The 15,549-nt window shown below is 33.5% G+C and carries 7 protein-coding genes; 3 read left to right on the top strand and 4 right to left on the bottom strand.

Annotated features, from left to right (window positions below; translation table 11 throughout):
• Positions 1-21: 21 nt before the first annotated feature.
• The 3 genes from sprA to ACN0WY_RS00995 form a co-directional block, all read right to left on the bottom strand.
• Complete coding sequence (gene sprA, locus ACN0WY_RS01005) at positions 22-7,125, bottom strand: cell surface protein SprA (protein WP_417799267.1); 7,104 nt, start codon at positions 7,123-7,125, stop codon at positions 22-24.
• Positions 7,126-7,146: 21 nt separating this feature from the next.
• On the bottom strand, positions 7,147-7,728 hold the full coding sequence (gene ruvA, locus ACN0WY_RS01000; protein ID WP_417799266.1) for a Holliday junction branch migration protein RuvA: 582 nt from the start codon (positions 7,726-7,728) through the stop codon (positions 7,147-7,149).
• Between the two features lie 64 nt (positions 7,729-7,792).
• Positions 7,793-10,087 (bottom strand): NADP-dependent malic enzyme, encoded by a 2,295-nt coding sequence (locus ACN0WY_RS00995; protein ID WP_417799265.1) that lies wholly within the window; start codon positions 10,085-10,087, stop codon positions 7,793-7,795.
• A gap of 135 nt (positions 10,088-10,222) precedes the next feature.
• Between ACN0WY_RS00995 and ACN0WY_RS00990 the strand changes: the two genes are divergently transcribed.
• Together ACN0WY_RS00990 and ACN0WY_RS00985 are read left to right on the top strand one after the other, a co-directional pair.
• Complete coding sequence (locus ACN0WY_RS00990) at positions 10,223-10,840, top strand: PAS domain-containing protein (RefSeq protein WP_417799264.1); 618 nt, start codon at positions 10,223-10,225, stop codon at positions 10,838-10,840.
• 310 nt (positions 10,841-11,150) lie between these two features.
• On the top strand, positions 11,151-11,792 hold the full coding sequence (locus ACN0WY_RS00985) for a PAS domain-containing protein (protein ID WP_417799263.1): 642 nt from the start codon (positions 11,151-11,153) through the stop codon (positions 11,790-11,792).
• Positions 11,793-11,836: 44 nt separating this feature from the next.
• Here the strand turns inward: ACN0WY_RS00985 and queG are convergent, their stop codons facing one another.
• Positions 11,837-12,760 (bottom strand): tRNA epoxyqueuosine(34) reductase QueG, encoded by a 924-nt coding sequence (gene queG, locus ACN0WY_RS00980; RefSeq protein ID WP_417799262.1) that lies wholly within the window; start codon positions 12,758-12,760, stop codon positions 11,837-11,839.
• Between the two features lie 119 nt (positions 12,761-12,879).
• On the opposite strand from queG, the gene ACN0WY_RS00975 reads away from it, so the two are divergent.
• Complete coding sequence (locus ACN0WY_RS00975) at positions 12,880-15,480, top strand: AsmA-like C-terminal region-containing protein (RefSeq protein WP_417799261.1); 2,601 nt, start codon at positions 12,880-12,882, stop codon at positions 15,478-15,480.
• Positions 15,481-15,549 lie beyond the last annotated feature (69 nt).

The raw sequence follows: 15,549 nt of genomic DNA, 5'->3' as shown, positions 1-15,549 counted from the left end.
TGATTTTTTATTGTGTTTGTTTTAATTTCCTAAGTTGTATACTAAATTAATTCCTGCATTAATAGATTGTCTTGGAAAAGTGGTAGAAACTGCGTATTCAAACGTTTGGTGATTGTAATAAAAAGATGCTGTTAAATTGCTACTTAAATTATAATCAGCAATAAATTTTAATCCAAATAATTTCTCGCCTCCTGTAATCTGACTATTCTCTTCATCTACGCTTCTTATCAATGTTAAGTTGTCTCTTAACGAAATATCAGCTCTTAAATTTATATCTCCTTTTAAGGTTTCTTTCTTTCCTGTAAATCTGGTGACAAATTTAACATCTCTAATCTTATATCCAAATCCTAAAACATATTCTGTTCCTTTAATATCTGTTAAAGTATTGTTGTTAAAATTTAATGTTAACGATCTGTCTCTTCTTATCTCTCCTTTGAATGAAACTGAATTTTTCATTCTAAAATCTACTTTTACTAATGGTGAAAACTCATCAATTAAAGTTGCCGACGAAATTAAGAGTTCTGATTGATAATTACCAGAAGTATTTGTATTTGTTGGTGCGTTTGAATCGTACTGTAAATTATTGGTATAATTACCTATAGTATACGAAGATTTGTATCCATGTGATAAGGTAAAAGACGTGAAGTTTTTCTTAAACCACTTATACTTCATAAACCCATTATAGCGTAATGTCCAGTTTGGAATTGGTATATTTTTAAAGATTCCTGTACTTACAGAATTCGGACTATTTCCAGAATATGCTGCAATAAAGGCTGGGAGCATTGCTTGTTGTCCATTTTCTTTAAACCCAGGATTGTTATTATTTCTATCAAAATCGTTTACCGCTATTCCTCGTTCATCAGCAATTCTTCCTGAAATAGTACTTCTATAGTCTAAAAAGTTTTGATACAGCGTTTCATTATCTGTAAAAATAGTTCCTAACATAAAATGGCTTATGCTATAATTACCTGTTTCAAAAGGTTTGATATTTGGGTCTTGTTCAAAACCTCCACTACCATCTGAAACTACGTCTAACTGTTGTGTTAAATTGCTTGTTTGAATTCTGCTTCCTCGTAAGTCAATAGTTAAATCTCTAAGTGGTTTTACAGATACATTATAATCTAATTTTTTATACCTTGTTTTAGTGTAATTCTTACTATAATATTCGTCTCCAGCATTTCTAGTAATTAACCATCCATTCTCGATAGCTGTATTTAAAATATCTGTTTGACTCCCAAACACAAACCCTAATGTTGGAGCTAAACCGCCATCAAAATTATTTCTTCCTAAGAATCCAACTGAAGGTTTGTATCCTTGCAATAAAGTTCCGTTATTTTGAGAGTAACTAATCTTTGCTCTTTTTACCGAGGTTAATACATCATATACTCCTTTTCCTAACTTCTGTCCAAAAGTAGCTTTCTTTTTAAGTTTTGGTTTTTGTGCTACTTGATCTCCTCCTAAGATAGCTGCTCCTTTTTGCGTAGGCTGTTTCTTCGTTCCTTTCAGTAATAATTTATCTACTCCAACAATTTTATAAAAACGACCAAAATCTATATTCGTATTTAAGTTATGAGTATTGGCATTTTGAATCATGTTTCCAACTTGTTCAATATAACTTTGCGATCCTGCCTTCCAATCAAAATCTGCTGTATATCCATAATCCGCATTGATAAAATTCAAGAACGGGAACTTGTCTAAAGGTAATTTATAGGTTGTATTTAACTTTTGATGGTAATTGTCAGGTCTTCCGATACTAAAAAACTGATCGTAAACCTCTAATTCTTCATCTTCTCCAAAACTATCATATATATAGTTATTCGTTGCATTGAAGTTTAATTGTAGCGATTTGGTTAAATCAAAACCGATTGTATAATCCCAATTAAATAAAAATCTTCGCTGAATTAACTCTGGCTGTGCAGGTAAAGGATTAATAGGATCTATGATTAAGTTCCTAGATTGTTGGCTATTGTAGTTTCTGTTTATTCTTGAGTTTAACGCTACTGTTTTAGGTACTGGATTAAAATTTAAGTCTCTTATAAATTGTAGGTACCTGCTTTTAAAGCCTTCTGATTTTTTAAATGGCTCGATATTAAAAGGGACAAAAGTAAAATTATAACTGGCCCCTGCCATTACATTTTTGTTTACATAACTTTCAATATTGTAATCTTTATGAAACTCATCACTATGTGCATACGAGGCAGAGAAATTCTCTACATCATAAAATTTAGGTTTCTTCTTACTTTCAGGATTTCTATTCTTTTTTACATTGATAAAACTAATGCTTTTTCTTCTTGTATAATCTTGAGCATTTTTACTATTTGGGTTTTTGTCAATCGCATCTTCTAATGTTACATCTTGAAATTGTGGATCGTATTTTGGGTCTCTAAATTCCTCTCCATAGCTATAGTTCATTGGCACTTGCATATTCCATTTTTTGGGCATCATTTTACCTAATTGGATATTTGTAGCTACACTATATTGTTTTATTTCTTCAATGCTTCTTTGTTGTACACGGTCTTCTACATTACCAAAACCTATGGTTGACATTCTTCCTGCTAAAGACACATCCATCACATCGGCCATATTAGCATCTGCATTTACCACTGCTGCCCATCCTCCTTTATTATCAAAACCTACAGCACGTAGTTCGTTAAACCAAACCTCTATCGTTTTAGTGTCAACTACTTCTTTATTCTTCACCCCTAACATTACCGTTCGTATTTGTGCTAAGGTTGGGTTTCCTTTTACAGAGATTTTTAGTTTCCCTCCTTCAATGTGTGGATCATCTACCTCCCCAGAAAAAATTTCAGAAATATTAACTCCTGCGGGTCTTTCAATTTTTAAATTAGCTAATTCTTGTAATGGTACTTCTAAGTTGTTCTCTGTTGGCCAAATATGAGTTGGTGTATCACTGGAAGTTGACCACTTTAATGGCTTCTCTATTTCGTAATAATTATCATTTAAGTCAGTACCTAAACGAATAATTACCACTGCATTTGTTGGGTCTTCTTCTTTCGCTACTTTATTAGGATCTTCTGCGTGTAAAAACATACGCAATTTTTTATACCTACGCATATCAATACTAATATTTTTATAAATAGTCCTAGCTTTATCAGCTTCTAAATCGGTTACTTTTAAGGTAACAGACTGTTCATTCTGACGCTGAATTCTGTTAGTTCCCTGTAAACGTTCTCTTTGAATTCCTGGTGGTAAGTCATAGCGATCAGGGTTTTGTTCAATACTTACTACTCCTACTTCAAAATTATTTAAATCATCGGAATCCAAATTTTCTGGTGCTCCTGTTTCTGGTAATGTTTTGGTATAACGACGCCAATCGCCTCGCACCAATTCTAACTCTCCAAAACGCAATACAACAGGCATTTTAAACTGGGTAAGAAACATTCTAATGAAACGGATACTATTAAAATCGGTTATATTAATTTTTTGAAACTCTTCTACATTCTTAATCGGGATTCTAAATTGATACCATGTACTATTCCTTTCTTCTCCGTTTAATAAAACAACTTTTTGGCTTTTTACGTCAACAATGTGGTTTTGCCCCAACACTAAATCATTTTCATTTAATGAAACCTCATACTCAAAATAACTATTTACAGGATTCATTGTTTGATCCTTATTAATATCTTCTGTATCTGGGTAAGTGGTAGATGATGTCGGATAAGATTCTCCTGATTGACTCGCTGTGGGTGAGTTTCCTTCTGTTCCGTTAAAATTTTTATACCTAGATAAAACTGATGGGTTAGTACTTTCAATAGCTCCCCCTCTAAAAAACTGAAAGTTATCTCCAGCAGGGTCTTCTAAACCAGCAAAGGCTGGGTATTTTGCTCTTTCCTCTTCATCGTTCAATCCGTCTAAACCAATATCTTGATTTGTTCTTGCATCGTTACTAGAGTCGAAAGCATATAAAATAGAAGGATTTATAGGTGTATCTCCCCAAATAGATGTTTGAATGTTACCTCCGTCTGCCTTTTGTCCATCGGCAGGTAGTCCGTTTTCGTACTGCTTTCTTCCGTCTTTTAAAATATCTTCGGAAATATTACCTAAGTTAATGAATAATTTCCCCACTCGATTTGTTGGATCACTTGGATTAATTCCTGCTGGTAAACCTTCTTCTGTTGTGATTGAGTAATTTTCATATGGATCCATTAACCAAAACTGGATATACTCAACATTTGCTTGTTCAAAATTGTTTGTTGTTAACGATCGCATAATACCTCCCCAACGCTCCTCAGCGGTTACGGTATTTGCATTCTCATTATAGTTATACGGTCCTCTTTCTGCTGGGTAATACGCTAAATCTAACGTTCTAACTAAATTTTGTTGTGTAATATCTAGATCTGTATTCGGGAATAATTCGTTGTAGCGAATTTGACGTACCTCATCTCTAGACAGTTCATTTTCATCAATATTATCTGGTCGGTTTCCACTACCATAAAATAGTTGATCAATGTTGTACCAAGCTAATTTTCCTCTTTTGTAATTATACTCTAAACCAAAAGTTCCCCCATCAAAACCTTGAGATTCTGGTGTACTGGCTAAAAACCATTGCTGTGGGGAGCTCAAGTTAATCGGTATTTGTGAAGCTTCAAAATCATCTAAATACGAAGTTGCAGTACCGTCTACATTAATTCCACTAGGAGATCCTGGTAATAAATAGGCCATATCTGCTCTAACTGAAACATTCGACGGTGCTTCAGTTTCAACAAAAGGTAACTTGTTGGCTAACTTCGTTAAATAGGGCACTTCTGAAGAATAATCTAAGTTCAACCCTAACATAATATTATCTATAGGTTCTCCTCCTAAATTTACCTTAGGTGTAATTGGTTTTTCACTAACATTTAAAAAAGTTCCTCCTAAAATAAAATCTTCAGAAAAACGGTGTTCAACATCTATTCCTATAAATGTTTTTCGTTGCTGATTAAAAAATGTATTATTTTCTACAGAAGCATTAATCGGGATTCCGGATGCTTCTAAACCTGGGTCTAAAATTTGCACACGCCCCAACTGATAGTCAACCACATAATCAATCCCTTCAACCAGTTGCCTTCCTCCTGCTGTAACTCGTACTGATCCTCTTGGCACATTGAAGGCTCCAAGAGAAATTCCTCTACTCGTTTCTGATTTAAAATATCCTTTTAAGAAGAATTTATCTAAGTTCTGGTACTCGTTTTTTGCTTGGACTTTTGTGGTTAAGTATAATTCTTCAAACACATACTTATCTTGGTCTGTTGGATTGGTAAGTTCATCTTTTAAATCATTTCCAAATGGTTCTGGTTCAGGAAACAAAATATACCCTCTTTCAGAATTTACTGTAATTCCTTCAACATAATCAAAGAAACCATCTCCGTTAGGAACAGCATATTCACTTTGATCTAATTTATCTAAGTTTAAAATACGTAATAATGGCTTATCTGTTATCCCGGGTGTTTGTGCTTTTTGTAGAGTATTTTGCAAAGTTCCTGTTTCATCATCACGGTACAATAATTCAAAACGAAATCCATCACGTTGTAATGGGAAAGCTCCTAAAGCATATACGTTTTTCATCATCAATCTCCAAGTTGGAAAAGCTTCCGTATCATCTCCTGGTCTTGTCGTATTTAAAATTTCACTACGTAATAACTTAACGGCAATATTTGCTGGTGCTACAATTCCATCGTTTGAAAACTCTCCTACTTTAAATACTGTTTCACTATTAGAGGCTCCTACCACCGTATATTCAAAAGCCACCGCTAAAACCTCTCCATCATTCAACCTTCTATTTAATGAGATGAAACCTAACTGCGGGTGCAGCCTAAATTCATTTGGTTGTAACCTACGAGCATTTTGCAAGTAGGTATAGTTAAACCCTTGTCGTGCTGGCACTCCTATTCCATTAATAGCAGCATCAATGGTTGCTACATCTCTGATGCCTCCTGAATTTGCAGCTAATAATGAGCTTAAATTATTCACTCCATTATATGGTATAATTTCTGAGTTTACTGATATGGCTCCTGGTGTTGTTGTAATCTCTGCTGGGTTTACCTCGTTTGCATCATCAGATTCTCCTAAATCGGCAAAAGCTACAATGCTACGGTAATCACTTACATTTTGGTTTCTGTTAGTTACCCAAACCTCTACTCTAGTAATATTTATAGGGCTATTAATTAAAGGATAATTCTCTAAAGCTTCTTTGTAATTTTCTCTAAAGTATTGTGATAAGAAGAAGTGTCGATCATTATCGTAATCAGAAGCTCTTAATTCAAAAGGTTCTATGGTTGCTCCTCCTTCTGCTACCACTGTTTTAGATTGCGAGTTTTGTTGCGAAAAAGCAGCAGTTACGTATGTTTTACCAAACTGTAATTCTGTTTTTACCCCAAATAACGATTGTGCTCCATTAATCAGTGAATTTTTAATTGGCATGCTAATATTACCTGCCTCAATATTTCTAATGATGTCGTCTTCAGTCGGAGTATACTCTAATTTGATAACATTCTGAAAATCAAAAGTAGATTGGGTATCATAATTTGCAGTTACCGTTAATCGTTTACCTACCTTCGCTTGTAAACTCGCACTAATTTGTTGGTCAAAATCAAATGTAAAGCTGCTTTGATTTTCAACAGAAATCTGAGGGTTTTCGTTGTTTTGATATACTCCTCCTAGTTTAATATTAATTTGCCCTGTTGGATTTACCTCAACGGTATTTCCTCCAAAAACAGACTCAAAAAACTTAGAGTTTACATAATATTTAGGTAATAAGTTTTTACGAGCTGCTTCACTCCCTTTCTTTTTAGGGTTAGTAGCATCTACTTTTTCTTTAAAGTAATCTTTTAAATCGTTTTTTAAACGGTACTCATTATACTCTTTAGGAGTCATAAAAATAGGAGTTCCTACATAATAGTCTCCTATTTTTTCAACAATCATAAACTTATTCAACGCCTTATCGTAAGTTACCACTTTTTGAGAAGGATTGTTTAAGTAAAGTGTTCCGTTTTGATTGTATTTAAAATTGTATTTGAGGGGAGTTACAGTGTCTTTTTTAACAGCGTTAGTGTTATTCTTTTGAGTGTTTTGTGAAAACGAAACAACACTTACCAAAACAGTAAGTGCCGTAAGTAATCTATTCATAACTGCTTTTTCCAACCTTTTTTATAAGTTTTTTAACGCCTGCTTTATAAGTTTTTCAACACTTGCATCAGGTGTTTCTTTTAATATATTCCCTATTACCTTGTCTGCTTGCTTTCGTGCAAACCCAAGAACCTCTAAAGCAGATAACGCTTCTTCTTTATTTGTATTGTTCTGTACCACAGAAACTTCATCTACATCAAAAGTTTTCAACACCTTATCTTTTAAGTCAACAATAACCCGTTGTGCAGTCTTCGCTCCAATGCCTTTTACTGTTTGTATCAGTTTTACATTTTCCGAAGCTATGGCATGCGAGACTTCTTGTGAAGTCATTGAAGACAGCATTGTTCGTGCAGTACTTGGTCCTACACCTGAAACCGAGGTTAACAATCGAAAAACCTCTCGCTCTATTTTGGTTGAAAACCCGTACAATGTATGAGCATCTTCTCTAATAGATAAGTGTGTATATAACAACACATATTCATCGTTTGGTAATGATGAATATGTGTTTAAAGAAATATGCATTAAGTATCCTACACCACTGCAATCTACAACAGCGTATGTAGGATTTTTTTCCACAAGTTTTCCCCTTATTTGTGTTATCATCCAGCTATTTTTTCTATTCGTCTAAAATAGACAAAAATATCTTTTAAAAAAATTTCTCTCTAAGCTATTGAGAAACCTTGTTTTTGGCTTTCATTTCTTTGTTTTGAGCGTCCACCACTGCTACTGCAGCCATATTTACCATTTCGTCAACACTTGCCCCCAATTGTAAGATGTGTACTGGCTTACTCATTCCTAGTAAAATTGGCCCTATTGTTTCTACTTCATCAACAGCTTTCATTAATTTATAAGTAATGTTAGCCGACTCTAAATTTGGAAAAATTAATACGTTTGCTCTTTTTCCATTTAATTTAGAGAAGGGAAACTCTTTTGCTAACAACTCTGGATTCAAGGCAAAATCTGCTTGCAACTCACCATCTACTACAACATTTGGATAATGACGGTGAATGTAAGAAACAGCTTCTCTAATCTTAGTTGAACTTTCAGATTTTGATGATCCAAAATTTGAAAACCCTAGCATTGCTACATTTGGTTTCATTCCAAACATCTTAGCTAATACAGATGTTAACTGTGTAATTTTAGCTAAATCTTTTGCTGTTGGATTGATATTAATTGTGGTATCAGCTAAAAACATCGGCCCTTGCTTCGTTAGCATCATATTTGTTGCTGCAACCCTTGTTACTCCTTGATCTTTTTCAATCAATTCCAACATTGGTTTCACTACAGAAGGGTAAGGTCTTGAATATCCTGTAATTAACGCATCTGCCTCACCTGAATTAACCATCATTGCTGCAAAATAGTTACGTTCACGCATCCATTTTTGAGCTTCTAAAAAGGTAACCCCTTTACGCTGTCTTGATTTCCAAAATATTTCAGCATATCGGTTTCTTCTTTCTTCTTCCTCGTCTGTTTTAGGATCAATAATCGGCACATCAGCATCGAATCCTAACTCCGTTTTCAGTTCTAAAATAATTTCTCTTCTTCCTAATAAAATTGGTTTTCCAATTTTTTCTTCATACACTCTCTGTGCCGCTTTTAACACATCTAGATGATCTGCTTCTGCAAACACCAACCTCTTAGGATTCTTTTTAGCTCTGTTGTGTAGTAAGCGTACTTCTTTACTTCCTGTTCCCGAACGATCCATTAACTCCTCTCGATACTTATCCCAATCATCAATAGGTTCCTGAGCAACCCCAGAATCCATCGCAGCTTTTGCAATTGCTGGTGGAATTTCATAGATTAATCTTGGGTCAAATGGTTTCGGAATAATATATTCTTTTCCAAAAGAAAGACTTACTTCGTCGTATACGATATTTACCTGTTCTGGCACCGACTGTTTTGCTAAATCTGCCAATGCAAGTACAGCAGCCATTTTCATTTCTTCATTTATTTTTTTGGCGCGTACGTCTAATGCTCCACGAAAAATAAAAGGAAAACCTAGTACATTATTTACCTGATTAGGATGGTCTGATCTTCCAGTTGCCATAATAATATCGTCTCTAGTAGCAATCGCTAAATCGTACTCAATTTCTGGCTCTGGATTTGCCATTGCAAAAACGATAGGGTTTTTAGCCATTGACAATAACATTTCAGGAGACACCACGTTTCCTTTTGACAAACCAATAAACACATCAGCATTTAACATTGCCTCTTCTAATGTGTTTACATCTTGATCTGTAGCAAATTCCGCTTTTTGTGATGTTAGGTTGCCTCTATCTTTTCTAATAACACCCTTACTATCACACATAATTACATTTTCACGACTTGCCCCTAAGGCCAAGTATAAACGCGTACATGAAATTGCTGCGGCTCCTGCTCCGTTCACAACAATTTTTACATCCTTAATGTCCTTTTCATTAATTTCTAATGCATTTTTTAAGGCTGCGGCTGAAATAATTGCTGTACCATGCTGATCATCGTGCATTACAGGAATGTCTAACTCCTCTTTTAATCGTCTTTCTATTTCAAAAGCTTCAGGAGCTTTAATATCTTCTAAGTTAATTCCTCCAAAAGTAGGAGCAATAGCCTTAACAGTTTCAATAAATTTATCTACATCTGTAGTATCTACTTCAATATCAAAAACATCAATATCAGCAAAAATTTTAAAAAGCAGCCCCTTTCCTTCCATGACAGGTTTGGATGCTTCAGGACCAATATCTCCTAATCCTAAAACCGCTGTTCCATTTGAAATAACAGCTACTAAGTTACCTTTTGATGTATATTTATAAACGTTGTTTTTGTCTTTAGCTATTTCTAAACAAGGCTCTGCTACTCCTGGAGAATATGCTAACGATAAATCGTGTTGAGTTGCATATTTTTTAGTAGGTACTACTGCTATTTTCCCGGGCTTCGGCTTGGCATGATAAAGTAGTGCTTCATGCCTTTTTCTAGAATCTCTCATAGGTTCGTTCTTGTTTGTTTGAACTCACAAATATACATTTTGTTATGAAGTAAAAAGAATTTGTAACCTGATAAAAGTCATATTTCGTCTTTAAAAATTTCCTGAATTTTGCCCTAACCTTAAACCAAATAAAAAATGGAAACTACACATAGACACATTATTGACGAAGAAGTACAGTGGGATAAAACAAAAACCATTGTAAGTAAAACTGATGTTTACGGAACTATTTTATATGCTAACGATGTTTTTTCTAACACTTGTGAATACAGCACTATTGAATTAGTTGGTGAACCTCATAATATTATTCGCCACCCAGACATGCCTAAAGTGGCTTTTAAAGTATTGTGGGACGCTCTTAAGAAAGGCGAAAACTTCCATGCTATCGTTAAAAACCTAACAAGAACCGGTAGGTATTACTGGGTTATAACCGATTTCACTATTGACAAAGATGATGAAGGTAAAATTGTAGGATATACAGCTCGAAGAAAGGCCGTTCCTAACGGAGTTGTAAAAAAGATTGAGCCTATATATAAAACACTGTTAGATATTGAAAAACTAAAAGGCGAAAAGGCTAGTGAAATGTATTTTGATGCCTACCTAAAAGAAGAGGTTGGTAAAACTTACAATGAATTTGTTGTTGATTTATTTAATGAAGAACTCTCTAAAGAGGAAACTGAAAAAATTAAAAACGAAACCAACCCTTTAAAGAAAGGACTGAACTGGTTTTTCTTCGGGGAGACAAACCCGACGTAAAACTTATTATTCCCCTAAATAATCCTCTTAAAAAACATTTTTCCAAAAAGGATTGAGATAGTCATCTCAATCCTTTTTCTTTTAAAATTATCCCAATACTCATTCTTTATTAAAATAACACGATTCTATCATTACAAAATAAAAACTAATACAATACAATTATCTAACAATCAATTTTTTAGACCAAATAAAAATTATCTTCTTTTACCTCAACTAAAAATTCATTCAAAACATACTCCTCCATCAAAAACCTTATATTTGTTGATTATTTTTAAGTAAACCACCCCGAATAACTATTAAAACAAAAAAAATGCACACAAACAATGCTCTTAGACCTTCCAAAGTTATAGATGAGGAAGTAAAATGGGACAAATCAAAAACAATTATTAGCAAAACAGATCCTGTAGGAACTATTTTATACATGAATGATACTTTCGAAGAAGCTTCGGAATACAATAAAATAGAACTTATTGGGGAACCTCACAACGTTATTAGACACCCCGACATGCCTAAAGTGGTTTTCAAAGTTTTATGGGACAACTTAAAACAAGGAAACAACTTCCACGCTATTGTTAAAAACTTAACAAGAACTGGTAGGTACTACTGGGTTATTACTGATTTCGATGTAGAAAAAGATGATAGCGGAAAAATTACTGGATACACAGGAAGGAGAAAGTCTTTACCTGAAAGTGTGATAAAAAAAATAGAGCCTTTATACAAAACGTTATTAGAAATTGAAAAAGTTAAAGGCGAAAAAGCAAGCGAATTATACTTTAATTCATATTTACAAGAAGAGGTTAACTCTTCTTATGAAGATTTTGTTGTAAATTTATTTGAAGGAGGAGATACAGCCAACATAAAAGAAGCAGACAAACAAGCTCCTACCAAAGAAAGCGGAATGATTAAAAAAGGGCTTAATTGGTTTTTCTTTGGAGAAACCAATCCTAAATAATTTTCAAAAAACATAAATAAAACCGCTTTTAAAAGCGGTTTTATTTATTTTATAAAGTCAATGTTTCTTACTAGACCTGAAAACTTAGTACGTTTGACTGCCGATTTTTTAAACACTTTGCTAAAGGTTTCTTGTGTAAGCTCTTGCCAATCACGTTTATTCATTTGTAACAGGCTTTCTTGAGGCCTAAACAAATTCTCTTCATGCGGTTGTGAAAAACGATTCCACGGGCATACATCTTGGCATACATCACAACCAAACATCCAATCTTGCATTTCCCCTTTAAATTCTGATGGAATTGCATCCTTCAACTCAATTGTTAAATACGAGATACACTTACTTCCATCAACTGTATTGTTAGGTAAAATGGCCTGTGTTGGACATGCATCAATACAACGGGTGCAACTACCACAATGGTCGGTTTTAAAAGGTTCGTCGTATTCGAGTTCTAAATCGATAATTAATTCCGCCAAAAAGAAAAACGACCCTTGTTGTTTTTGAATTAACAACGAATGTTTTCCATTCCATCCCAATCCCGATTTGGTTGCCCAAGCTCGTTCTAACACAGGAGCAGAATCAACAAAACACCGCCCAGAAACTTCTCCTATTTCATCATTAATCAATTGTAATAATTCATGTAATTTATCTTTAATAATATGATGATAATCTTGACCGTAAGCATATTTAGAGATCTTATAACTTCCTTCTTGCTGAACTTCCGAAGGAAAATAGTTGTACGACAAAGAAATTACCGATTTTGCACCTTCTACTAGTAGTCGTGGATCTAAACGTTTATCAAAGTGGTTTTCCATATAATGCATTTCACCGTGATACCCATTTTGTAACCATTTTTCTAAACGAGGAGCTTCCTCTTCTAAAAAATCAGCTTTGGCAATACCACAGCCCAAAAAACCCAAACGTTTTGCCTGTGTTTTTATAAAGTTAGTATACTGCTGTTTCTGACTCAAAATTCGCGGTTTAAAAACCACAAAATTACCAAAAGAAAATTTATCATTTCATTGACTTTTTATTTACAAATAATTGTTGAACTTTGTTCGTTAGTATTACATGACAAACTTTATTCATTATGAAAAAGATATATAAAATATTATTAGGTATTGTAGTTTTTTTCTTCATCCTTTTGGTTAGTATTCCCCTACTATTTCAAGATAAAGTGATGAACTTGGTAAAAACTACCATTAACAACAACGTAAACGCTACAGTTGATTTTAGCGATTCTAGCTTAAGTTTACTTAGAAATTTCCCAAACGTATCAGTCCAGTTGTCTAACCTAACGGTTATTAATAATACTCCTTTTGAAGGTGATACTTTAGTGTATGCCAAAGAGGTAAATTTAGCATTAAAACTTACAGAGCTTTTTAAAGCTTCTTCTGAGCAGCTAAATATCAAATCATTTACTATTGATGATGCTTTGGTAAATGTATTAGTTGATAAAAAAGGAAATGCCAATTATGATATTGCTAAACCTTCTGAAACAGAAGACACAAAAGATGAAGAACCATCTACTTTCGGGCTATCTATTAATTCATACGCTATTAACAATGCTACGATAAAATACAATGATGAGCAAGGTAAATTAAACCTTGAACTAACCGAATTAAATCATAGTGGAAGTGGTGATTTCTCTCAATCTAATACAGAACTAGATACGCAAACCTCTACTTTAGTTTCTTTTGGAATGGACGGCAATTCGTATGCTAAGAACCAAAAAATAGAATTAGATGCTATTGTAGGAATGGATTTAACTAATATGAAGTTTTCTTTCTTAAAAAATGAAGCTAAATTAAATAACCTTCCATTGGTTTTTGATGGTTTTGTTCAAGTAAACGAAAAAAATCAAGAGGTTGATATCAACTTCAAAACTCCGTCTTCTGACTTTAAAAACTTTTTAGGTTTAATTCCTGAAGCCTATACCAAAAGTATTGCCGGCGTAAATACCACAGGTAATTTTAGTGTAAATGGAAAAGTAAATGGAATTATTGACGATAACCATATTCCTAAGTTAGATATTTCTATGAAGTCAAGTAACGCTTCATTTAAATATCCTGATTTACCCAAAAGTGTTCAAAACATTAATATTGATGCACAAATAAAAAACACCACTGGTAAAACTGAAAATACCTTTGTTACTATTAACGGACTCTCTTTTAAAATTGATCAAGATACGTTTTCTGGAAAAGGAAATATTTATAACCTAACTACCAATCCAAAAGTAAACGCTAGTTTAAAAGGTGTTTTGAACCTTGCCAATATTAACAAAGCGTATCCTATTGATTTAAAAAATGAATTAAGCGGAATATTAAAGGCTGATTTACGTACAGAATTCGACATGAAAGCGCTTGAGAATAATATTTTAGACCGTATTAAAAATAACGGAAAAATGGAAGTAAGCGACTTTGTTTTTTCTTCGGAAGATGTTGTAAACCCTCTTCATATTAAAAATACAGTTGTCAATTTTACACCTGGTACCGTTAGCTTAACAAAGTTTGATGCTACTACTGGAAAAAGTGATTTAAATGCTACTGGAACACTTAAAAACTTGTTAGGTTTTTTACTTTCTGACAAAAAATTACGTGGAAACTTCATACTAAATTCAAACAAGTTTTATGTAAGTGACTTTATGCAAGAAAATCCTGAAGCTGTCGAAAATAAAGAAAGTGGTTCAACAAAAGACACACCAACGGAATCTTTAAAGATTCCTGCATTTTTAGACTGTGCTGTTTCTGCAAACGCTAAAACTGTATATTATGATAATTTAACCCTACAAAATGTAAGAGGTACGCTTCTTTTAAAAGACGAAAAGGCCATATTACAAAATATGAATGCTGGTATTTTTAATGGTCAAATTGCTTTAAACGGAGAAGTTAACACACAACAAAAGAAACCTACGTTCGACATGAAATTAGGTATTAAATCTTTTGATATCGCACAATCATTTACCAGCTTAGATTTACTACAATCAATAAGTCCTATTGCAGGTGCTATGAATGGTAAATTAAATTCTGACATTGACTTAGCGGGGAGTTTAAATGATGATTTTACACCTAACTTAGCTTCTGTTTCTGGTAAAGCTCTAGCAGAATTATTAACCACCAGTATCAATCCACAAAAAACGAAAGCTTTAAGTTTATTAAATGATAAACTATCATTCATTGATTTATCAAAACTAGATTTATCTGATATTAAGACTCATCTATCTTTTAAAGAAGGGAAAGTGGTGGTAAAACCATTTGATTTAAAGTACAAAGACATCGGTATTACCGTTGGTGGAAGCCATGGGTTTGATAAAACAATGAATTACAACGTTACGTTAAATGTTCCTGCTAAATATTTAGGTAACGAAGCACAAGGATTACTTTCTAAGCTAAACGCTAAAGACCAACAAAACATAACGGTTCCTGTTACTGCTAATATTACAGGTAACATGACTAATCCTTCTGTAAAAACAGATTTATCTTCGTCTGTTACTAAATTAAGTCAGCAATTAGTTCAGCAACAAAAAGACAAGTTAGTTAACAATGCCATAGGTGGATTATTAGGCAACAAAAAGAAAGATAGCACTAGCACAACCAACAAAAAGGAGGAAACCGTTAAAAAAGTAACGGATGTTTTAGGTGGTTTATTCGGAAAGAAGAAGAAAAAACAACAAAAAGACACGGTTAAATAGTCTTTTGTAACATTTTTTATTTTTCGTAGTCTTACATTATATTAAGAGAACTTTGTAAGTTATTTAACA

The organism is Tenacibaculum sp., from assembly GCF_048269885.1.
Lineage (GTDB): Bacteria > Bacteroidota > Bacteroidia > Flavobacteriales > Flavobacteriaceae > Polaribacter.
This window is presented reverse-complemented; position numbering and strand designations above follow the sequence as displayed.